Here is a 20,783-nt window from a genome sequence, read left to right on the forward strand (position 1 = left end):
CACAGCGACCGCTACATATTCGGGTAATTGGGGCCGCCGCCGCCCTCCGGTGCTACCCAGGTAATATTCTGAGCCGGATCCTTGATATCGCAGGTCTTGCAGTGGATGCAGTTCTGGAAATTGATCTGGAAGCGAGGTTCGCCCTGATCATCTTCGACGACTTCGTAGACACCTACCGGGCAGTAGCGCTGCGCGGGTTCAGCGTACTTGGGCAGGTTGTCGCGAATCGGTAGGTCAGGATCGTCCAGCCGCAGGTGGCAAGGCTGGTTTTCTTCGTGGTTGGTGTTGGACAGGAACACCGACGAAGGTTTGTCGAATGATAGCTTGCCGTCGGGTTTGGGGTAGTCGATTTTCTCGCACTCGTCGGCGGGCTTGAGAGCCCCATGGTCGGTGGTCGTATCGTGAAGGTTGGGTAGTTTGTTGCCCAATAGCTGATTGGCAAAATTATACGCGCCGCCGCCGACAGTGCCGTATTTATGAATCGCCGGGCCGAAACTGGCGCTTTCTTTCAGTTCTTGATATGCCCAGCTGGCTTCCCATTTGTCGCTGAAGCTCGTCAGTTCCTGGGCGCCCTCGTCGCCGTTCTTGATCGCTTCAAACACGCTTTCTGCCGCCACCATGCCCGACTTCATGGCTGTGTGCAGACCCTTGATCTTGGCAAAGTTGAGCGTGCCCGCATCGCAGCCGATGAGCAGGCCACCTGGGAAGGTCATTTTAGGCAGGCAGTTGAAGCCGCCTTTGGTGATCGCCCGGGCGCCGTAGGCAACGCGTTTGCCGCCTTCCAGGTATTGGCTGAGTACCGGGTGGTGCTTCATGCGCTGGAATTCGTCGAACGGTGACAGCCAGGGGTTCTGGTAGCTCAGGTCCATGATCAGGCCGACCACCACCTGCTGATTCTCGGCGTGGTAGAGGAACCAGCCACCATGCGCATTGTTGTCCAGAGGCCAGCCGGAACCGTGCAGGACGACGCCGGGTTCATGCTTGTCGGCAGGCACGTCCCAAAGCTCCTTCAGGCCGATGCCGTAGTGCTGAGGGTCGCGCCCAGCGTCGAGTGAAAAGTCTTCGATCAGACGTTTGCCAATATGACCGCGGGCGCCTTCGGCAAACAGGGTGTATTTCGCACGCAGTTCCATCCCGGGCATATGGCCCTCTTTTGGCGAACCGTCGGCGGCCACGCCCATGTCGCCGATGAGGATGCCACGTACCGCACCGTCTTCAACGATGGCTTCCTGGGCGGCAAAGCCCGGGAATATCTCCACGCCCAGGGCCTCTGCCTGTTCCGCCAGCCAGCGGCATAAATTGCCAGCGCTGATCACGTAGCGGGTCAGGTCGCCGCCGGTATTATGCATGCTCTTGGGCACCAGGGCATTGGGCAGTTTCTGCGCCTTGTCAGCATCTTTCAGCAGGTAAACATCATCGCGGATGGCGGGCGTGTTAAGGGGCGCACCGCGCTCTTGCCAGTCGGGAAACAGTTCGTTGAGAGCGCGGGGTTCAAACACGGCGCCGGACAGAATATGCGCGCCGACTTCCGAGCCTTTTTCAACCACGCAGACGGTCAGTTCCTGCTCCGCGTCGTTGGCCTGCTGCATTAGACGGCAGGCTGCTGCCAGTCCTGAGGGACCAGCTCCGACGATGACCACGTCAAAGTCCATCACATCGCGTTCAACGTTATCCACCTGGTGTCTCCTTACTCTCATAAGGGCCATTGTTTACAATGACTAGCGATTGGGAACTAGCTTATAAAAACATGGCCTTAATTTTAAACGGTCGTTTGCTTCTGGTTATCCTTCATAATAGGCATAATACCTGTGTAAGGTCACGCCTACGATGCTAAATGGCGATTTAACATTTAGCGATGGTGAATGGCGGCCTATCTATCGATGGGGATTCGACCAAGGCCGTAAGCAACCCCTATTGTTGCAGGCAGGTAGGCTATGGCAAATTAAAAAGGTTTTTTACTTGCACACCTATCAAACGCTCGAATGAATTTTATGCGGTAGCCTTTCCATGGGCCGCAATGTGATATCCCAAGCTTCTCAAGGTGCCTGCCAGGTGGGTGCCATCCAGGGTTAACGGCTTCACCACAAGCCAAGCGAGGAACCTATGAAAGTACTTGTCGCGGTGAAACGCGTCATCGACTACAACGTCAAAATTCGTGTCAAAGCAGACCACTCTGACGTCGATCTTACCAACGTCAAAATGGCCATGAACCCTTTCTGCGAAATTGCCGTGGAAGAAGCCGTGCGTCTGAAAGAGAAGGTCGTTGCGACGGAAGTGGTCGCCGTGACGGTGGGCCCCAAGGCCGCCCAGGAGCAACTGCGCACCGCGCTGGCGCTGGGCGCGGATCGCGCCATTCATATCGAAACCGACGAGCGCGCTGAATCGCTGGCCGTGGCCAAGCTGCTGGCCAAGGTGGTTGATGAAGAGCAACCGGGCATGGTGATTCTCGGCAAGCAGGCCATCGACACCGACAATAACCAGACCGGCCAGATGCTTGCCGCCTTGACCAACCTGCCCCAGGGTACCTTTGCGTCAGAGGTGGCCGTCGACGGTGACAAGGTTCACGTCACCCGTGAAATCGATGGCGGCCTGCAGACGGTTGCATTGACGCTGCCGGCGATCGTCACGACCGACCTGCGCCTCAACGAGCCGCGCTACGCCAAGCTGCCGGATATCATGAAAGCCAAGAAAAAGCCCATGGACGTGAAGACCCCCGCCGATCTGGGTGTCGAGGTGGCGTCCAAGGTCAGCCTTTTGAAAGTCGAATCGCCAGCGGAGCGCAAAGGCGGTATCAAAGTGGCCTCGGTAGACGAGCTGATCGACAAACTGAAAAACGAAGCCAAGGTTCTTTAAGGTCGGTTCTTTACAACCCGTACTTTGAGACAAGTTCTTCGAGACAAGCGCTTTGAAAGGAGCTGATTTTATGAGCATTTTGGTACTTGCCGACCTTCATGAAGGCCAGCTGGCGGGCGCCACGGCCCACGTCGTGGCCGCGGCTAAAGCCATTGGTGGCGATATCGACGTTCTTGTCGCCGGTGAAGGCGTTCAGGCCGCGGCCGAGGCGGCGGCCAAGCTTGACGGTGTGAGTAAAGTACGCGTTGCGGATAACGCCGTTTATGCCCACCAGCTTGCTGAGCCCATGGGCGCGCTGCTGGTCGAACTGGCCGATGGCTACACCCACGTGCTGGCCAGCGCCTCTACCACTGGCAAGAACGTACTGCCGCGTCTGGCGGCCTTGAAAGATGTCAGCCAGCTTTCCGATGTGCTTGCCGTGGATAGCGCTGATACCTTCAAGCGCCCGATTTACGCCGGCAACGCAATTGCGACCGTCAAGAGCGACGACGCGCTGAAAGTCATCACCGTGCGTACCACCGGCTTTGATGCCGTGGGCGATGGTGGTAGCGCCACCATTGAAGCCATTGATACCGTGGTCGACAATGCCCAATCCAGTTTCGTCAAGCAGGAACTGGCCGAGTCGGACCGCCCGGAGCTGGGTGGCGCCAAGGTGGTCATCTCCGGTGGTCGCGGCATGGGCAACGGTGAGAACTTCAAGCTGCTCGATGGCATTGCCGACAAGCTTGGGGCGGCGATTGGTGCCTCCCGCGCCGCGGTTGATGCCGGCTTTGTTCCCAACGACATGCAGGTCGGTCAGACCGGTAAAATCGTTGCCCCGGAGCTGTATATCGCGGTGGGGATTTCCGGTGCCATCCAGCACCTGGCGGGCATGAAAGACTCCAAGGTGATTGTCGCGATCAACAAGGACGACGAAGCGCCGATCTTCCAGGTTGCCGATTATGGCCTGGTGGGCGATCTGTTCGAGATCCTCCCAGAGCTGGAAGGTAAGCTGTAACCATCTGAAATCTCGGAATTAAAAGCCGACTTCATGTGAAGTCGGCTTTTTTATATGAGCTGGGTTAGATAAACTGTCATTAGTTGACTAAAATGCTGGGGCAAAAGCGAAATCAGCCCCTTGCGGTTGAAAAAGCAATGAGGTGACCATACCTAGTTATCGAAACCGGATATTGCTGAACGCAAAGAAAGCCACTGAAAGGAGATGATCAATATGGCACATACACTTCCAGAGTTACCCTACGCGTACGATGCGCTAGAACCGCACATTGATGCGATGACCATGGAGATCCACCATTCTCGTCACCACAACACCTATGTCACCAACCTGAATGCCGCGCTGGAAGGCACCGGGCTTGAGGACGTGCCGGTGGAAGAGCTTGTGTCCAACCTGGACCGTGTTCCGGAAGACAAGCGTCAGCCCGTCATCAATAACGGCGGTGGTCACGCCAACCACTCCATGTTCTGGCAAATGATGTCACCCAATGGCGGCGGTCAGCCACAAGGCGGCGTGGCCAAGGCTATCGATGCCGAGTTAGGCGGTTTTGAGGCTTTCCAGGAAGCGTTCAAAAAAGCAGCGCTTGGTCGTTTCGGTAGTGGCTGGGCCTGGCTATCCGTCACGCCCGAGAAAAAACTGGTCGTTGAAAACACACTGAACCAAGACAGCCCGCTGATGCACGGCAATACGCCGGTGTTAGGCCTGGACGTCTGGGAGCATGCGTACTACCTCAAGTACCAGAACAAGCGCCCTGACTATGTCGCCGCTTTCTTTAACGTAGTGAACTGGGAAGACGTCGAACGTCGCTACCAAGCGGCCACCGCCTAACACCTAGCCGCGCTACGCTAGCCGCGCTACGTATGACGCCATCTGATGGTGTCTGCTTAAAAACCGCCTCCTTAATCGGAGGCGGTTTTTTTTGCTGTCGTGAATAGTAATGGGCAATAGCTGTCAATATCCTGTGGATGAAAAATACCACATATGCTTGAATTGATTTTCTGATGGTCTATATATAGTATGCGTTGTAGCTTCTATAGGGGGCGGGCACAAGATATGCCCTACCCGAAAAATGCCGCTATGAAAAGGGAAATGACCATGGAAATTCAAATTTATAGCAAGCCAGCCTGTGTTCAGTGCACCGCTACCTATCGCGCGCTGGACAAGCAGGGACTTCCTTATACCGTGATCGACATCACCGCCGAATCGGGTGCCCAGGAAGAAGTTGAAGCGCTGGGCTATCGTCAGTTGCCGGTCGTCGTTGCCGGTGAAGACCATTGGTCAGGCTTCCGTCCAGACCGCATCCAAGCCCTGGCGTAAGTTACCCATGCTGACAGATGGACGCACGCCCTCCATGGTCGGCAATCTGGTGTACTTTTCCACCAAATCAGGTAATACCCACCGTTTCATTGAAAAAACAGGTTTGGTTGCACAGCGCTTGCCGCTTAATCGGGAAGCGCCGGTACCCCAGGTGGATCAGCCTTACATTTTGGTAACGCCCACCTATGGTGGCGGCCAGGCGAAGGGCGCGGTGCCGGGTCAAGTGATCCGGTTCCTGAATGACGAGCACAATCGCCACCTGATACGCGGGGTGATTGCCGCGGGTAACACCAACTTTGGCGACGCGTATGGCTTGGCGGGCCGCATCATTGCGGAAAAATGCCAGGTACCGTTGCTTTATCGATTCGAACTGTTTGGCACCGACGAAGACGTCGCCAAGGTCCGTGAAGGAGTAGAAGAGTTTTGGAAACGACAACGCTAGCCTCAAAAAACGTCACTGAAACGCAAAGGCCTGCGGCGGCAAGCGACGGTCGCACCATGGATTACCATGCGCTGAACGCCATGCTGAATCTTTACGGCGCCAACGGCGAACTGCAGTTGGATAAAGACCGCGAAGCCGCGCGTCAGTACTTCTTGCAGCATGTCAATCAGAACACCGTGTTCTTCCATTCCCTCGAAGAGAAGCTCGATTATCTGGTGGAAGAGCAGTACTACGAAGCGGGCACGCTGGCGCAGTATGACTTTTCTTTCGTCAAAGCGCTGTTCGAGCAGGCGTATGCCTACAAGTTTCGTTTTCCAAGCTTCCTTGGCGCCTTCAAGTATTACACCAGCTATACGCTGAAGACCTTTGATGGCAAGCGTTACCTTGAACGCTACGAAGACCGCGTTTGCATGGTCGCGCTTGCCCTGGCGCGTGGGGATGAAACCCTGGCCAAGTCGCTGGTCGATGAAATTATCAGCGGCCGTTTCCAGCCGGCGACCCCCACCTTCCTGAACTGCGGTAAGCAGCAGCGCGGTGAACTGGTGTCGTGCTTTTTGCTGCGCATCGAAGACAACATGGAGTCGATCGGCCGCTCGATCAATTCGGCGCTGCAGCTTTCCAAGCGTGGCGGTGGCGTTGCCTTCCTGCTCAGCAATATTCGTGAGTCAGGCGCCCCCATCAAGCGCATTGAAAACCAGTCGTCGGGGATTATCCCGATCATGAAGCTGCTGGAGGATGCGTTTTCCTACGCCAACCAGCTCGGCGCGCGTCAGGGGGCCGGTGCTGTGTACCTGAACGCTCACCATCCCGATATCCTGCACTTCCTGGATACCAAGCGTGAAAATGCCGATGAAAAAATCCGCATTAAAACGCTCTCGCTAGGGGTGACGATTCCCGATATCACCTTCGAACTCGCCAAGCGCAACGAAGATATGTACCTGTTCTCGCCCTATGACGTAGAGCGGGTCTACGGCGTGCCCTTCGGTGATATCAGCGTGACCGAGAAGTATCACGAAATGGTGGCGGACGCGCGTATCCGCAAGCAGAAGATCAACGCACGGGCATTTTTCCAGACCCTGGCCGAACTGCAGTTCGAGTCCGGCTATCCGTACATCATGTTCGAAGATACAGTGAACCGCGCCAACCCCATCGCGGGCCGGATCAACATGAGCAACCTGTGCTCGGAAATCCTTCAGGTGAACACGCCGACGGATTATGACGAAGATCTCGGCTATCGGCATATCGGCCAGGATATCTCCTGCAACCTGGGGTCGATGAACATCGCCAAGGTGATGGACTCGGGCGATATCGGCACCAGCGTCGAGGTGGCCATTCGGGGTCTTACGGCCGTGTCGGAAATGAGCAACCTGAGCAGCGTTCCCTCCATCGCGGAAGGTAATGCCAAGTCCCGGGCGATCGGTCTTGGGCAGATGAACCTGCATGGCTTCCTGGCCCGCGAGCATATCTATTACGGCTCGGATGAAGGCCTGGATTTTACCAATCTGTATTTCTATTGCATCGCCTTTCACGCGCTGCGGGCGTCAAATCGTCTGGCAATCGAGCACGGCGATACCTTCGCCGGTTTTGCCGACTCTACCTACGCGTCGGGTGAGTTCTTCGATCAGTACACCGAACACGCCTGGGAGCCGCGGACCGAAAAAGTGCGTGGGCTTTTCGAGCGCAGCGGTATCGCCTTGCCGACCCAGCAGGACTGGCAAGAGCTGAAAGCCAGCGTCATGGCGCACGGGCTGTATAACCGCAACCTGCAGGCCGTTCCGCCCACGGGCTCGATTTCCTACATTAATCACTCGACGTCGAGCATTCACCCGGTCGCGGCCAAGATCGAGATCCGCAAGGAAGGTAAGCTGGGGCGGGTTTACTACCCGGCACCGTTCCTCAACGAAGCCAACTTTGATTACTTCCAGGACGCCTACGAGATTGGCCCTGAAAAGATTATCGACACCTACGCCGAGGCGTCCAAGCACGTCGACCAGGGCCTGTCGCTGACCCTGTTCTTCCCGGATACCGCCACCACGCGTGATATCAACAAGGCGCAGATTTACGCTTGGCGCAAAGGGATTAAAACCCTCTATTACATCCGCCTGCGCCAGAGTGCGCTGGAAGGTACTGAGGTTGAAGGCTGCGTATCCTGCACGCTTTAAGCGTCCGACGACTTTCAAGAGACTGACGATATGAACATGATGCAACGTTTATCGCGGGTCGATGCGATTAACTGGAACCGTCTGCAAGACGATAAAGATCTCGAAGTGTGGAACCGTTTGACCAGCAACTTCTGGCTGCCGGAAAAAGTCCCGCTGTCCAACGATATCCAGTCGTGGAATACGCTGACGGATAAAGAGAAACAGCTGACCATTCGCGTGTTCACCGGCTTGACGCTGCTGGATACCATCCAGAGCAGTGTCGGCGCACCGGTACTCATGGAAGACGCGCGCACGCCCCACGAAGAGGCGGTCTACACCAATATCGCCTTTATGGAATCGGTTCATGCGCGCTCCTACAGCTCGATTTTCTCGACGCTGTGCACCACCCGGGATGTCGACGATGCCTTTCGCTGGAGTGAAGAAAATCCGACGCTGCAGGCCAAGTCGGAGCTGATTCTCGGCCGCTATCGCTCAGACGATCCGCTGATGCGCAAGGTGGCCAGTGTTTTCCTGGAGTCGTTCCTGTTCTACTCCGGCTTCTACCTGCCGATGTACTGGTCGAGCCACGCCAAATTGACCAACACGGCGGACCTGATCCGCCTGATCATCCGCGACGAAGCGGTGCACGGCTATTACATCGGCTACAAGTTCCAGCAGGATTTGGCTGAGGCAACGCCGGAGCGTCAGCAGGAGGTCAAGGACTACGCCTACGAGCTGCTGCTGGAGCTTTACGACAACGAAGTCCGCTATACCGAGTCGCTGTACGACGAGGTTGGCCTGACCGAAGATGTCAAAAAGTTCCTTCACTACAACGCCAACAAGGCGCTGATGAACCTCGGCTTCGAGCCGCTTTTCCCCAGCAGTGAAACGGATGTGGACCCCACGATCATGGCGGCGCTATCGCCGAATGCCGATGAGAACCACGACTTCTTTTCCGGCTCAGGGTCGTCCTATGTGATTGGTAAGGCCGTCGCCACCGAAGACGATGATTGGGCTTTCTAGACAATCATTGAGCACACAGTCTAATAAAGATCGGGAGCCCCAGCGGCTCCCTTTTTTGTTTTGTAGCAGGCTAAAGTTAGCTGAACGCTAATGATAAATATTGTCATTTATTTTATAAGTGGGTAGGCTATGGGCACTCGATATGAAACGCAACTCGTTCTTATATTTGATGTGTTCTCTATAGCGGCAGGGTGACTGCCAGTGATCAGTGACGGAGAGTCGATGTGCTGAATAAGCCTTTCTTTGCCATGCAGGGCTGCTGGCTAGCGTGCATGCTGGCCAGCAGTTCGCTAATGGCAAGTGACGAGACGCTCGAGCAGGCCAGTCAAGGTATTGATGCCCAGCAGCTTCAAGCCGAGCTTCAACAGCAGATAGATAGCGCCGATGAGCAAACCCGGGCCGCGCTGCAAGAGCTGCGCGAGCTAGAGCGCGATACTCGCCAGCTTGAATCCCAGAACGCCTCGTTAGCGGGCCGCTTGGCCCAGGAAGCCGAGCGGCAGGCCCGCCTGGCTTCCGCGCTGGATACCCTGGCCGATACGCGCGCCGCGCTGCCGGACATTGAGCAGAACATGCAAGCCCAGCTCACCCAGTGGATCGAACGCGATCTGCCGTTTCTTAAAGAGCAGCGGCTGGCCCGCATCGAAACCTTGAAAAACGACGAGGGTGCGGAGCCCGCCGAGCAGATTGAAAGCATGCTCGATATCTGGCGCACGGAGCTGGATTACGGCCGTGAAATGGATACCTGGCGTGGGCGTTTGCGCTTAGACGATGATCAGCAACTGGAAGTGGACTTCCTGCGCATCGGGCGTATCGGTTTTTACTACCTGACACCCGATGGCCGCGAGGGCGGCGTATGGAATGCCGAGGACGGCGAGTGGCAGTCGTTGAGTGCCGAACACCTTCAGGCGGTGCGTGACGGGCTGCGGATAGCGGAAGACCAGCGGGCGCCGGATATCCTGACGCTGCCGCTCTCCATCACCGTCTCGGCCGATCAGGGAGAGCAGCCATGATACGCGATCTCAAGAAGTGCCATCGTTATGTGATGGTAGCGCTGCTGATGGGGCTGACCAGCTTGAGCCCGTTGGCGAACGCGCAGTCGCAAGAGGCAACCTCACTGCGTGAAGCCCGCGAAGCCGCTGAAATTCGTGATCAGCAGCGCTTGATCAAGCTGCTGGACGACCAGGCGGCGCTTGAGGAGGCACTGGAGCAGGCGCGGGATCGCCAGCAAGCCGCCCAGTCGCGTCACGATGCCTTGCAGGCACAGGACGCCGCTCAGTCGGCCGAGGCGGAGCGCCTGGCGGCGCGTCAGTCAGAGCAGGGCGAAGCGCTGAGCAATCTGCTGGATGCGCTCAACCAGCACAGTAACGAGGTGCGTAACGCACTGGGCGAAGATAGCTGGCTGACCCTGAACGAAGAAGCGTTGCCGCCACGGCTGAGTGACGTCAACGTACTCGAGCAGGAGGTGCTGGAAGACGTGGTCGACAGGCTCGCCACGTTGACGCGCAACACCGGCAATGCGGAGCGGCTTGAACGTCCCGTGGCCGATGCCAATGGCGAAATTGCGCCTCAGACCGTCGTGCGGCTGGGGGATTTTGCAGCGTTTACCAGCACCGATTTACTGCGCCAGGACGATGATGGGCATCTGACGGTGCTGCCCCGTACTCCAGCGGAAATAGCTGATTATCTGGCCGCTTATCATCAGGGCGATACGCGCGTGATGGCCATGGACCCAACTCGAGGTAGCGTGATCGATGCCCTGGCGCAGCGTCCTACTCTGATGGAGCGTTTCCATCAAGGCGGGTACGTCGGCTATGTGGTCGTTGCCTTGGGGGGCGTCGGTCTACTGGTCGCTTTGCTGCAATACCTGTATCTGCTGGCTACCAGCCAGCGGGTGAACCGCCAGCTCAAAAGCACCGATCAACTCACGGATCATAATCCGCTTGGGCGTGTGCTGCTGCGCTTTGAAGGAATGGATAAGCATCAGACGCCGGAAGCACTGGAAGCACGCCTGGATGAGGCAGTGCTCGCCGAGCTGCCCCGTCTGGAACGGGGGCAGCCGATTGTCAAGCTGCTGGCGGCCATCGCGCCCTTGCTGGGGCTGTTGGGCACGGTCACCGGCATGATCGTGACCTTCCAGGCGATCACGGTGTTTGGCACCGGCGACCCACAGCTAATGGCGGGTGGGATCAGCCAGGCGCTGGTGACGACCGTCCTTGGCCTGATTACCGCCGTGCCGCTGCTGTTCGCGCAGACGGCGCTGTCAAGCCGCAGTCGCCACCTCACTCATGTCATTGAAGGTCGGGCAAGTGCCGCGCTGGCCGACCATCTGGAAGCGCAGCAGCCTTCCCAAGACGCGTCGGTGAGATGATATGGTGACCGTTCCCCTTTGGCTCGAACCCGTCGAACGGCTCATGAGTGCGGGTGGCTTGGTGCTGGTCGTACTGGCCGTTGTGGCGTTGCTGGTATTTGGCATGGCCATTGAGCGCTTCTGGTTCTACCGCATGACCTGGCGGCGAGCGCGCCGCCAGCTTGTCAATCGCTGGGCCAGGCGAGATGACCATCATAGCTGGAGTGCTCGCACGCTGCGCAACGTCTGGACGGAGGACCTCGTGGTTCGTCTGCGCCGTCCGCTGCCCTGGTTGAAGCTGCTGGTGGCGTTATGCCCGCTGTTTGGCTTGCTGGGTACCGTGACGGGCATGATCGGCGTCTTCGACAGTCTATCGCTGAGTGATACACACCAGGCCCGGGCAATGGCCGATGGCGTGGCAAGGGCAACGTTGCCAACGTTGACCGGCATGGCAATTGCCGTGGTCGGGCTTTTATTCATCAGTCGCCTGGAACACATCATTCGGCGCGAGGATCAGCGGTTGCACGACCGGATGGCGCGGGCAGTGGAGGAAAATGATGCGTAGACGACGTTCGATGGGCAGCGCTGACGAAAATACCGAGGTGAACCTCACGCCGATGCTGGACGTGGTGTTCATCATGCTGATTTTCTTTATCGTCACAACCAGTTTTATCAAGGAAAGCGGGATTGAAATCAACCGACCGGAGTCGAGTGACGCAAGCCCCAGGCCCGATGCCCAGGTATTGGTTGCGCTTTCGCCCGAAGGGGCGGTATGGGTGGATGGTCGCGCGATCGACGCCCACAGGGTGGGCGAAGAAGTCGCCGGGATGATCAGCGAGGATGGCTCGGTCGTCATCCAGGCGGATCGCGAGTCGACGACCGGGCTGCTGATTGAAGTGATGGACCGTCTTGAACAGGCCGGCGTGGACCAGGTGGCGGTGGCGGCTAACCGGAGCGGCCAATGATACGCCAGGCATTATCCATGGTGAGTGGTGGGATCTTGGCGATTGGGCTGTTTTGGCTGTTGGCATTGCTGGTCGCGCCGCCGGATGACCAGGTGGAACCACCAGAGCAGACGGTCTCGATGAACATGGTGGAGGCACCCGACGTCGCCCCGCAGAAAGAGGCGCCTCCCCCGGAAACCGAACAGGCACCCACGCCTCTGCCGCAGCCGATGCCGACCCCCGAGCCGCCCCCGGTGTCCGACAGTACCATTGCCTTGCCGGAGATTGATCTACCCGAGCCGCCCGACGAGCCGGTGGAGATGGAGAGTGAATTGCCGGAATTGACCGAGGCGACGCCCGAGCCGGAACCCGAGCCGCCGCCAGAACCGGAACCGGCCCCTGAACCAACGCCGCAGCCCGACCCCGTTGCTCAGCCAAGTGAAACCGAGCCTTCCGATGCCGAGCGCGAGGCAGCGCCAGAAGCGCCGCAGGAAGTGTCGGATGAACCGGTCAATGTCGGTCAGGCCGCGCCGACCAGCCGGGTCAATCCGACGTACCCTGCTCGCGCTCAGCGTCGCGGCATGGAGGGGTTTGTTGAGGTATCGTTTACCATTCGTCGCGACGGCAGCGTTGATGACTCTTCGATTCGCATTACGGATGCCCAGCCACGCCGGGTGTTTGACGATGCGGCCCGCGACGCGATTGCGCAGTGGCAGTTCGAGCCTAGCGATCGGTTGCGCAACGCGACCCAGCGGATCGAGTTTCAGCTGCGCTAACGACTTTATTGAGGTATGACCATGCGTGTATGGGGGTGCATCTGTTTAATCGGCTTGTGGGCATCGTTTGCCAACGCCAGCCCGGCGCTTCCCGGCGATATCATTGGCGACCTGAACCGCTTGCAAACGCAACTACGCGAAGCGCAATACGCCAGCGTGGTCTCCCGGGCCACCCAGCAAGCAACCCGCCTGCAAACGGGTAACGCGGCTGACCGCTGGGCCAGCGCGTTGTATCAGCAGCTTGCCGCTAACGCACTGGCGCACCAGGGCCAGCCGGGTGATGCCGCCAATCGATTGGCGCAAGCGCGTGAACTGGCCGCGGGCGAGCAAGCCCAGGTGGCCCGCTGGCTGCGCGAAGAAGTGTCGTTGCGCCACGCGGCGGGACAAACGACGCAGGCCAGCGACTTACTTGCCGAGTGGCTCGAGTCCCAGGACGCCGCTGCCCCTGCCGAGGATTACTGGAAACTGACCCGTTGGCTCGCCGACGACCAGCGTTGGCAGGAAGCGGGGGAGTGGCTTGAACGTAGCCTGAACCAAACCGCTGAGCCTGATGCTACCCAGCGCAGGTTGGCGCTGGTTGTCTATCAGCGCACCCAGCAAACCGATCAGGCGCTTGACCTGTTGCTGGGCGGGCTTGATGAAGGCAGTGATGCGGCTCACTGGCGCGAAGCCGCCGGGCTCGCTCAGCAGTCCGGTCAGCCGGGTATCGCCGCGGCGCTGTGGGATACCGCCTGGAAGCTGGGCAGGCTGGATGAAGACGGTGACCGCTGGCAATTGATAAACCTGCACATGGCGGGGGGAACGCCCGCCCGGGCCGCCGAGTATCTTGAGACATGGCTTGAATCGGGCGACATCGTACGGGATGAGACCTCGCTCCGCCTGTTGGCGAACGCATGGCATCAAGCCCGCGATAGGACTCAGGCGCTTGATGCCTGGCAGGCGTTAGCGACACTGAGCAAAGAGGGCAGCGACTGGCGTCAGTATGGTCAGCTCGCTTTTGCCTGGGGGCAGGATGAACGTGCCGAGAAGGCGCTGTCGCGTGCCCAGTCGCTGGGCGATGACCAGGCGGGTGAGTGGCTGGCGACGCTTGAGCAGTCGCCGCCCCATTCACTATAAAGCTGGCCGCCGCGGTTATTCCGCCGGTGCCAGGGTAAGCGAAAAATCGCTCCAGGTTGGCGCGTGATCGGAGGGCCGCTGCATACCGCGCAGCGCATAGTCGATCCCTGCGTCGCTGATACGCTCGGCCAGCGGTTGGGTAACCAGAATATAGTCGATGCGCAGCCCGCGCTTGGGTTCACGATCAAACCCCTTGGAGCGATAATCAAACCAGCTGAACCACTCAGCATCGGTTGGGTGGCAAAGCCGGTAGCTGTCGCTCAAGCCCCACCCCTTGATGCCTTCCAGCCATTCACGCTCGATGGGCTGAAAGCTGGTTTTGCCTTCGCGCAGCCAGCGTTTGCGATTGGCTTCGCCGATGCCGATATCCTGGTCCTCGGGCGAAATGTTAAAGTCCCCCATTACCGCCACGCGCTCGTCGGGTTGGTGCTGCTCATCAAGCAGGCGCGCCAGCTGTTGGTAAAAGCGGGTCTTGTACGGGAACTTGGTGGGGTGGTCGATATTTTCCCCCTGGGGGAAATAGCCGTTCCACACGGTGACGGGCTGGCCGTCGTCGGCGAGGAGTTTGACGCCGATCATGCGCCGCTGAGCGTCTTCCTCGTCGTCAGGGAAGCCGTAAAAGACGGCTTGTGGCTTGTGACGGCACAGCATTGCAACGCCGTAGTGACCTTTTTGGCCATAGTAGAAAACGTGATAGCCCATGGCCTCTACATCGGCAAGCGGGAACTCGCTATCCTGCACCTTGGTTTCTTGAAGGCCGATCACGTCGGGCTTTTGCGAATCGATCAATGCCTGCAGTTGATGAAGTCGCGCGCGAATGCCATTGATGTTGAAAGAAACAAGGCGCATCACGAACGATCTCCCGGCGGGTTATCCGTATCCTTGTCAGGGTGAATGGCGATATGTTGCCCACTCTGCTGGCGGGCCAGCTTGCGCACTGCCTGAAGTTTGCGTTGCTGCTGTTTTTTTGCCACAAAACGGCGTGATGATGTCACTTGGTCAGGGTTATCATGACGCCACTTTTTATAATCTTTACGCCGACCGGTTTTGATGGTTACTTTATCCGCCAGCGAACGGGTCTTTTTCTTACGCGTCATATCGCGCTCCTTGGTTCGGTAATGGGCCTATTCTAACAGCCTAGCAACCTCCTTCGACAGCAGGGCGCGCTCTTATCGCCAAGCCCTGTTACAATGCGCGCGTCAAGATGACTAATATCCACAGCAATGGACAGATAGATAGCCTATGAGCGAGTCGGAACAGACCACAGCATCGGCCCAGAATCGCAAACCTAAACGTCGTCGTCGGAAGCCGCGTCGTCGTCAGTCGAATTGGGATCTCCGTCAGTTTCAGGTGCCTGCCGTGGCCGGCAAATGGCGCTTTCATGACTTCGATCTGCCGCTGCCGTTAATGCGCGCGATTCATGCTCAAGGGTTTGAGTACTGCACGCCCATTCAGGCAGAGGCACTGCGCCATACGCTGCTCGGCGGCGATATTGTCGGCAAGGCACAGACCGGTACCGGAAAAACCGCTGCCTTCTTGATGTCGGCGCTAGCCTATTTTCTCGAGGAGCCAACACCGGATGGGCAGAAGCCCGGCGCGCCGCGTGCGCTGATTATCGCCCCCACCCGTGAACTGGCACTGCAGATCGAGAAAGACGCCAAGGCCCTTGCCCGCTTTACCAAGCTGAATGTGGCAAGTGTTGTGGGCGGGATGGATTATCAGAAGCAACGCGACAGCCTTGGCAAAAAGATCGACCTTCTTGTCGCCACGCCTGGCCGTCTGCTCGATTTTCACGAGAAGCGCGATATCGATCTTTCCGAGGTCGAGGTGCTGGTGCTGGATGAGGCCGACCGCATGCTGTCGATGGGCTTCATTCCCGATGTGAAGCGAATCATTCGCTACACGCCCAAGAAAGAAGAGCGCCAGACCTTTCTGTTCTCGGCCACCTTCACCGACGATATTCTCAATCTGGCCAGTCAATGGACGCTGAACCCAGCCCACGTTGAGATCGAAGTGACCGTCGAGAATCAGGCCGACATCGACCAGCGGGTCTATCTGGTCTCTGACGATGACAAGCAGCGTCTGCTGGTCAAGCTCTTGGAGCAGGAAAGCTTCGAGCGGGTGATGGTGTTCGGCAATCGCCGTGACCTGGTGCGCCAACTCGACAGTCTGCTCAAGAAAGCCGGTGTCAGTGCCGCCATGCTGTCGGGCGATGTGCCGCAAAACCAACGTATCAAGACCCTGGAAAGCTTCCGCGAAGGCGAAATCCAGGTGCTGGTGGCCACCGATGTGGCAGGGCGCGGCATTCATATCGAAGACGTCAGTCACGTGATCAACTACACGCTGCCGGAAGACCCGGAAGATTACGTTCACCGTATCGGGCGGACCGGCCGGGCAGGCGCAAAAGGCGTCTCCATCAGTTTTGTCGGTGAAGAAGATGCTTTTTCTCTGCCTGAGATCGAGCGCTATATCAACGACAAGCTGCCCTGCGAACATCCGCCGGAAGGTATGCTCTAAGCCGCATGCTGGATACTGCCCTTAAAAGCGAGATTCAGGACGCCTACCGTCGCGTGGTGGAAAACCTTGATTTGACCCCGCGCTACGGGCAGCGGCTGATGATCGCTGAAATTGCCCGCACGCTGGGTGGCATCGAGAGCGACGACGAAGGCAAGCGCAAAAGTGATAACCACGTTTGTGTGCTGGAGGCGGGTACTGGAACGGGCAAAACCCTGGCCTACCTGATAGCCGCGCTGCCCATCGCCAAGGCACGTGGCAAGCGGTTGATCATCTCCACCGCCACCGTGGCGCTCCAGGAGCAGGTGCTCAACCACGACCTGCCATCCCTGGCCAGCCACAGCGGTCTGGCGTTTCGTTATGCGTTGGCCAAGGGGCGTGGGCGTTATGTCTGCGTCGCGCGACTGGATCAGGCGCTGGAAGGCGCGGAGCCAAACCCCACGCTTTCGCTGTTCGAGCAGTCGCAACAGGCGCAGAGCAGTGACCTTGGCGTGATTGCCAGCGATATGGCCGAGGCCTACGGGCAGGGTGAGTGGGAGGGCGATCGTGATAACTGGCCGCATGCGATTGACGATGCCCACTGGCGTCGATTGACCGTCGATCATCGCCAGTGTACCGGACGCCGCTGCGGCCATTTTGGTGCCTGCGCGTTTTTTCGCTCCCGCCGGGAACTGGAAAACGCCGATGTCATCGTGGCCAACCACGATCTGGTGTTGGCGGACTTGGCGCTGGGTGGCGGGGCCATCCTGCCGGATCCCGCCGACTGTATTTTCGTGTTTGATGAAGGCCACCATCTGCCTGACAAGGCGCTGTCGCATTTTGCCCACCGCTTTGCCGTCAATGGTTGCCTGCGCTGGCTGAAAACCCTCAAGAGCAGCTTGACGGATCTGAATCAAGGGCTTGCTGTCCAGCCGACGGTTGCCCGGTTGCTTGCCGGTTTGCCCGAACTTATTCATACGCTGGAACCGGCGTTGGGCGATGTGTTCAGCACAGGCCACCAGCTCGCCGGGCGCGCGAATGGTCTGTCGGACGAAGAAAGCACGCTGCAGTCGCGGTTTGAGAAAGGCGAGATTCCTGATGCGCTGCGCGAGCAGGCCGAGCAGTTGTTGACCCTGTTTGCTACCTTGTCGCGCAGCCTTGAAAGCATCAGCGATGTACTGCGCGAAAGCCTCGATCCAGACAAGCAGACAGGCCTGGACCGCGAACAGGCGGAAACCTGGCTGCCACTGGTGGCGCTGCTTCACGGACGGGCGCTGGATGCTCACTCACTGTGGCAAGCGTTCAGCGACCGTGACGCGGCCAATGCGCCGCCGAGCGCTCGCTGGATCACCTTGAGCCGGGTGGCTGGCGAGCCGGAAATCGAATTTTCGGCAAGCCCGGTATCCGCCGCACACACATTGGCCAAGCACCTTTGGGGGCGCTGTCATGGCGCTGTTGTCACCTCGGCAACCTTGACGGCGCTGGGTCGCTTCGAGCGGCTCCAGGAACGGGCAGGGCTTGCCAATCGCTACCGCTATCAGGCACTGCCCAGTCCGTTTGATTACGCCAATGCCGTGCTGAGTGTGCCCAAGGAAGCGACGGACCCGAGTGACCGTGACGCCCACGAAAAGGCGATCGTCGACTTTGTGACCCAACTGGCGGATCGCGAGGCGGCGCTGGTGCTGTTCTCATCCAGGGCGCAGCTGCGAGGGGTCGAGAAAGCGCTGAGTGAGGCCGTCAGGGAGCGCGTGCTGGCTCAGGATGCATTGCCCAAGCGGGAATTGATTGAGCGTCATCGCACGGCGGTGGATAGCGGCAAGGGCAGTATTATTTTCGGTCTGGCCAGCTTTGCCGAGGGTATCGACCTACCCGGTGATTACCTGACCCATGTGGTCATCACACGGTTACCCTTTGCGGTGCCGGATGATCCCGTGGGGGCGACGCTTGCCGAATGGATTGAAAGCCAGGGCGGCAACCCGTTCATGCGCATCAGCGTGCCGGATGCATCGATCAAGCTGGTACAAGCCTGCGGTCGGCTGATCCGCAAGGAAAGCGATAAAGGCACGATCACCCTGCTGGATAAGCGCGTCATCACGCGACGCTACGGTCAGGCGTTGCTGGATGCGCTACCACCCTTCAGGCGTGAAATCGCTTCGTGACATGACGCCCACCGCACTCAACGCGGTGGGCGACAGGTAGGGTTACGACGGGCGGCGCTTGGTCAGAACCGGTGCCAGCTTGTCGTTCATCTGGGTAAAGGCGTCAACGGTCGTCTGCCAGTCGATACAGGCATCGGTAATCGAAACGCCGTATTGAAGGTCTTTCAGATCGGCCGGAACTTTTTGATTGCCCCAGCCAATATTGGATTCCACCATCAAACCGATGATGGACGTATTGCCCTCCAATATCTGATTGGTCACGTTTTCGAGAACCAGGGGCTGAAGTGCCGCGTCCTTGTTCGAGTTGGCGTGGGAGCAGTCGATCATGATATTGGCGGAAAGGTTGGCTTTTTTCAGCTCTTTCTCGGCCAGGGCAACGCTCACGCTATCGTAGTTGGGCTTGCCGTTGCCGCCGCGCAGTACCACGTGGCCATAGCCGTTACCGCGGGTGCGGATGATGGCGACTTGCCCCGACTGGTTGATACCCAGAAAATTGTGTGGGCTGGCAACGGATTGCAGCGCATTGATCGCCACATCCAGGCTGCCATCGGTGCCGTTCTTGAAACCGACAGGTGAAGACAAGCCCGAGGCCATCTCGCGGTGGGTTTGCGATTCGGTGGTGCGTGCGCCGATAGCTGACCAGCTGATGCAGTCCTGCAGATACTGGGGGGAGATCGGGTCGAGAGCTTCGGTAGCCAGTGGCAAGCCGATCTCGGCAAGGTCGACCAGCAGCTTGCGGGCGATATGCAGGCCTTCGTCGATTTCAAACGAGTCGTTGATGTGCGGGTCGTTGATCAGGCCTTTCCAGCCGACGGTCGTGCGGGGCTTTTCAAAATACACCCGCATCACGATATACAGGCTGTCGCTGACCTCATCCGCCAGTTTACGAAGGCGCTTGGCATAATCCAGAGCGGCATCGACATCGTGAATAGAGCAAGGGCCCACTACCATCAGCAAGCGTGGATCGCTGCCTTCCAGAATACGCTGGATGGTATGGCGACCCTCGATCACGGTGCGCTCGGCAGCGTCGGTAAGCGGCACATCCTGCTTGAGGGTTTCGGGGGTGGTAAGTACATCCTGGGCAAGGACGTTAAGATTATTGACCTGCTGATCTGACATTGTGCTACCTGTGCATGCGTGATGGTCGATTCATGCCGCCTACTATCGCTTGTCAGCGCAGTAAAAATCAATTGTTGCGGAACTTGGCGAGGTAAATTGAAGTCAGCCGCTGGGTTTTGTTCAAGGGGTAAACGCTTGATGCGCCGTGCAGAACGCGTAACACTTAGCTATCAAAAGGCGATCACGTTACAGTGCCAATTCATGTCATTCGAATGATTAACCAATGCCCAAGGAACGTTATGTTGCTTGCTGTCAACACCCAATGTATCGGGTTTAAAGGAAGAGTTGCGCTCGGCGGTCACCGTCCGGGTGGGGGGAGCGTGTGAATGGGCACTCATGAAACAGATCAACAGCTTGTAGAACGTGCCCAAAAAGGCGATACACGTGCATTTGATCTGCTGGTAAAGAAATACCAGCATAAAATTATTGGCCTGATTGGGCGCTATGTCCATGACCATGCCGAAGTTCACGACGTCGCTCAAGAGGCTTTTATCAAGGCCTATCGAGCGCTGGGAAAGTTTCGCTCGGAAAGTGCCTTTTATACCTGGATGTATCGCATTGCGATCAATACTGCCAAAAATCACCTGGTATCCCGCGGGCGGCGTCCACCCGGCAGCGATCTGGATATATCCGATGCCGAAATCGTCGACCAAAGCGGTCGCCTGGCTGATGCCGAGTCTCCCGAAGCGTCGATTGCACGTGACCAGCTGGAAGCCGCCGTTTATGAGGCGATCGAAAAGCTGCCGGATGATTTGCGCACCGCGATTACGCTGCGTGAACTTGACGGGCTGGCGTATGAAGATATTGCACAGGTGATGCAGTGTCCGGTGGGTACGGTGCGTTCGCGCATTTTTCGTGCTCGCGAGGCCGTTGACGAACATATTCGCCCCCTGGTGTCCACGGCACGGAACAGTCGCGATGATTAATGGTCAATGTGGGTAGATTAAACGTGAATGGCGAAAAATGACTGATCACCGTGAACTGTTTGGTGTCATCATCGTCAAAGCCATTACATTCCCCAATGGGAAGCGACAGCGAAGCAGCCGGTGAATCAGCGTA

The 20,783-nt window shown here is 58.1% G+C and carries 19 protein-coding genes and 1 pseudogene; 16 read left to right on the forward strand and 4 right to left on the reverse strand.

Annotation, left to right across the window (positions count from 1 at the left end):
• Positions 1 to 11 precede the first annotated feature (11 nt).
• Positions 12 to 1,676, reverse strand: coding sequence for an electron transfer flavoprotein-ubiquinone oxidoreductase (locus R3F64_RS01045; RefSeq protein WP_268901458.1), 1,665 nt, complete (start codon positions 1,674 to 1,676; stop codon positions 12 to 14).
• Between the two features lie 427 nt (positions 1,677 to 2,103).
• On the opposite strand from R3F64_RS01045, the gene R3F64_RS01050 reads away from it, so the two are divergent.
• The 13 genes and pseudogenes from R3F64_RS01050 to R3F64_RS01110 all read left to right on the forward strand — a co-directional run bounded on the left by R3F64_RS01050 (position 2,104) and on the right by R3F64_RS01110 (position 13,953).
• Positions 2,104 to 2,853 (forward strand): electron transfer flavoprotein subunit beta/FixA family protein, encoded by a 750-nt coding sequence (locus tag R3F64_RS01050; RefSeq protein ID WP_332609244.1) that lies wholly within the window; start codon positions 2,104 to 2,106, stop codon positions 2,851 to 2,853.
• 70 nt (positions 2,854 to 2,923) lie between these two features.
• Positions 2,924 to 3,850, forward strand: coding sequence for an electron transfer flavoprotein subunit alpha/FixB family protein (locus R3F64_RS01055; protein WP_332609246.1), 927 nt, complete (start codon positions 2,924 to 2,926; stop codon positions 3,848 to 3,850).
• Positions 3,851 to 4,063: 213 nt separating this feature from the next.
• A complete protein-coding gene (locus R3F64_RS01060; RefSeq protein ID WP_085918820.1) occupies positions 4,064 to 4,675 on the forward strand; it encodes a superoxide dismutase in 612 nt (203 codons plus the stop codon).
• 267 nt (positions 4,676 to 4,942) lie between these two features.
• Positions 4,943 to 5,164 (forward strand): glutaredoxin-like protein NrdH, encoded by a 222-nt coding sequence (gene nrdH, locus R3F64_RS01065; protein ID WP_066320999.1) that lies wholly within the window; start codon positions 4,943 to 4,945, stop codon positions 5,162 to 5,164.
• 7 nt (positions 5,165 to 5,171) lie between these two features.
• Positions 5,172 to 5,606, forward strand: coding sequence for a class Ib ribonucleoside-diphosphate reductase assembly flavoprotein NrdI (nrdI, locus tag R3F64_RS01070; RefSeq protein ID WP_254902915.1), 435 nt, complete (start codon positions 5,172 to 5,174; stop codon positions 5,604 to 5,606).
• On the forward strand, positions 5,588 to 7,768 hold the full coding sequence (gene nrdE / locus R3F64_RS01075; RefSeq protein WP_442908802.1) for a class 1b ribonucleoside-diphosphate reductase subunit alpha: 2,181 nt from the start codon (positions 5,588 to 5,590) through the stop codon (positions 7,766 to 7,768). Before nrdI ends, nrdE begins: the two co-directional genes overlap by 19 nt.
• A gap of 27 nt (positions 7,769 to 7,795) precedes the next feature.
• Positions 7,796 to 8,770 (forward strand): annotated as a pseudogene (nrdF, locus tag R3F64_RS01080) (class 1b ribonucleoside-diphosphate reductase subunit beta); the annotation flags it as partial.
• Positions 8,771 to 8,994: 224 nt separating this feature from the next.
• Positions 8,995 to 9,780: a DUF3450 domain-containing protein gene (locus tag R3F64_RS01085; RefSeq protein ID WP_332609252.1), complete on the forward strand. Its 786-nt coding sequence runs from the start codon at positions 8,995 to 8,997 to the stop codon at positions 9,778 to 9,780.
• Positions 9,777 to 11,138, forward strand: a complete 1,362-nt coding sequence (locus R3F64_RS01090) for a MotA/TolQ/ExbB proton channel family protein (protein ID WP_254902914.1) — start codon at positions 9,777 to 9,779, stop codon at positions 11,136 to 11,138. Before R3F64_RS01085 ends, R3F64_RS01090 begins: the two co-directional genes overlap by 4 nt.
• Before the next feature lies 1 nt (position 11,139).
• Positions 11,140 to 11,682, forward strand: a complete 543-nt coding sequence (locus tag R3F64_RS01095; RefSeq protein WP_264823262.1) for a MotA/TolQ/ExbB proton channel family protein — start codon at positions 11,140 to 11,142, stop codon at positions 11,680 to 11,682.
• The gene (locus R3F64_RS01100; protein ID WP_085918800.1) at positions 11,675 to 12,082 is read left to right on the forward strand and encodes an ExbD/TolR family protein; all 408 of its coding nucleotides are present in this window, start codon (positions 11,675 to 11,677) and stop codon (positions 12,080 to 12,082) included. The genes R3F64_RS01095 and R3F64_RS01100 overlap by 8 nt, the downstream gene beginning before the upstream one ends.
• Positions 12,079 to 12,837 (forward strand): energy transducer TonB, encoded by a 759-nt coding sequence (locus R3F64_RS01105; RefSeq protein WP_332609257.1) that lies wholly within the window; start codon positions 12,079 to 12,081, stop codon positions 12,835 to 12,837. The genes R3F64_RS01100 and R3F64_RS01105 overlap by 4 nt, the downstream gene beginning before the upstream one ends.
• 21 nt (positions 12,838 to 12,858) lie before the next feature.
• Positions 12,859 to 13,953 (forward strand): tetratricopeptide repeat protein, encoded by a 1,095-nt coding sequence (locus R3F64_RS01110; RefSeq protein WP_332609258.1) that lies wholly within the window; start codon positions 12,859 to 12,861, stop codon positions 13,951 to 13,953.
• A 15-nt stretch (positions 13,954 to 13,968) separates the two neighbouring features.
• On the opposite strand, the gene xthA is transcribed toward R3F64_RS01110, so the two are convergent.
• Complete coding sequence (gene xthA / locus R3F64_RS01115) at positions 13,969 to 14,802, reverse strand: exodeoxyribonuclease III (protein ID WP_085918797.1); 834 nt, start codon at positions 14,800 to 14,802, stop codon at positions 13,969 to 13,971.
• Entirely contained in the window at positions 14,802 to 15,050 is a 249-nt protein-coding gene (locus tag R3F64_RS01120) for a hypothetical protein (protein WP_085918796.1), read from the reverse strand. Before R3F64_RS01120 ends, xthA begins: the two co-directional genes overlap by 1 nt.
• Before the next feature lie 145 nt (positions 15,051 to 15,195).
• On the opposite strand from R3F64_RS01120, the gene rhlB reads away from it, so the two are divergent.
• Positions 15,196 to 16,470 carry an ATP-dependent RNA helicase RhlB gene (gene rhlB / locus R3F64_RS01125; protein WP_085918795.1) on the forward strand — a complete coding sequence of 425 codons (1,275 nt, stop codon included), beginning with the start codon at positions 15,196 to 15,198 and terminating at the stop codon, positions 16,468 to 16,470.
• 5 nt (positions 16,471 to 16,475) lie between these two features.
• Positions 16,476 to 18,605, forward strand: coding sequence for an ATP-dependent DNA helicase DinG (gene dinG, locus R3F64_RS01130; protein WP_085918794.1), 2,130 nt, complete (start codon positions 16,476 to 16,478; stop codon positions 18,603 to 18,605).
• A 42-nt stretch (positions 18,606 to 18,647) separates the two neighbouring features.
• Here the strand turns inward: dinG and R3F64_RS01135 are convergent, their stop codons facing one another.
• A complete protein-coding gene (locus R3F64_RS01135) occupies positions 18,648 to 19,724 on the reverse strand; it encodes a 3-deoxy-7-phosphoheptulonate synthase (RefSeq protein WP_085918793.1) in 1,077 nt (358 codons plus the stop codon).
• 326 nt (positions 19,725 to 20,050) lie between these two features.
• Between R3F64_RS01135 and rpoE the strand changes: the two genes are divergently transcribed.
• Positions 20,051 to 20,650 (forward strand): RNA polymerase sigma factor RpoE, encoded by a 600-nt coding sequence (gene rpoE / locus R3F64_RS01140; protein ID WP_066320008.1) that lies wholly within the window; start codon positions 20,051 to 20,053, stop codon positions 20,648 to 20,650.
• Positions 20,651 to 20,783: the final 133 nt, after the last annotated feature.

Source organism: Halomonas sp. 5021 (genome assembly GCF_036663435.1).
Classification (GTDB): Bacteria; Pseudomonadota; Gammaproteobacteria; order Pseudomonadales; family Halomonadaceae; genus Vreelandella; species Vreelandella janggokensis.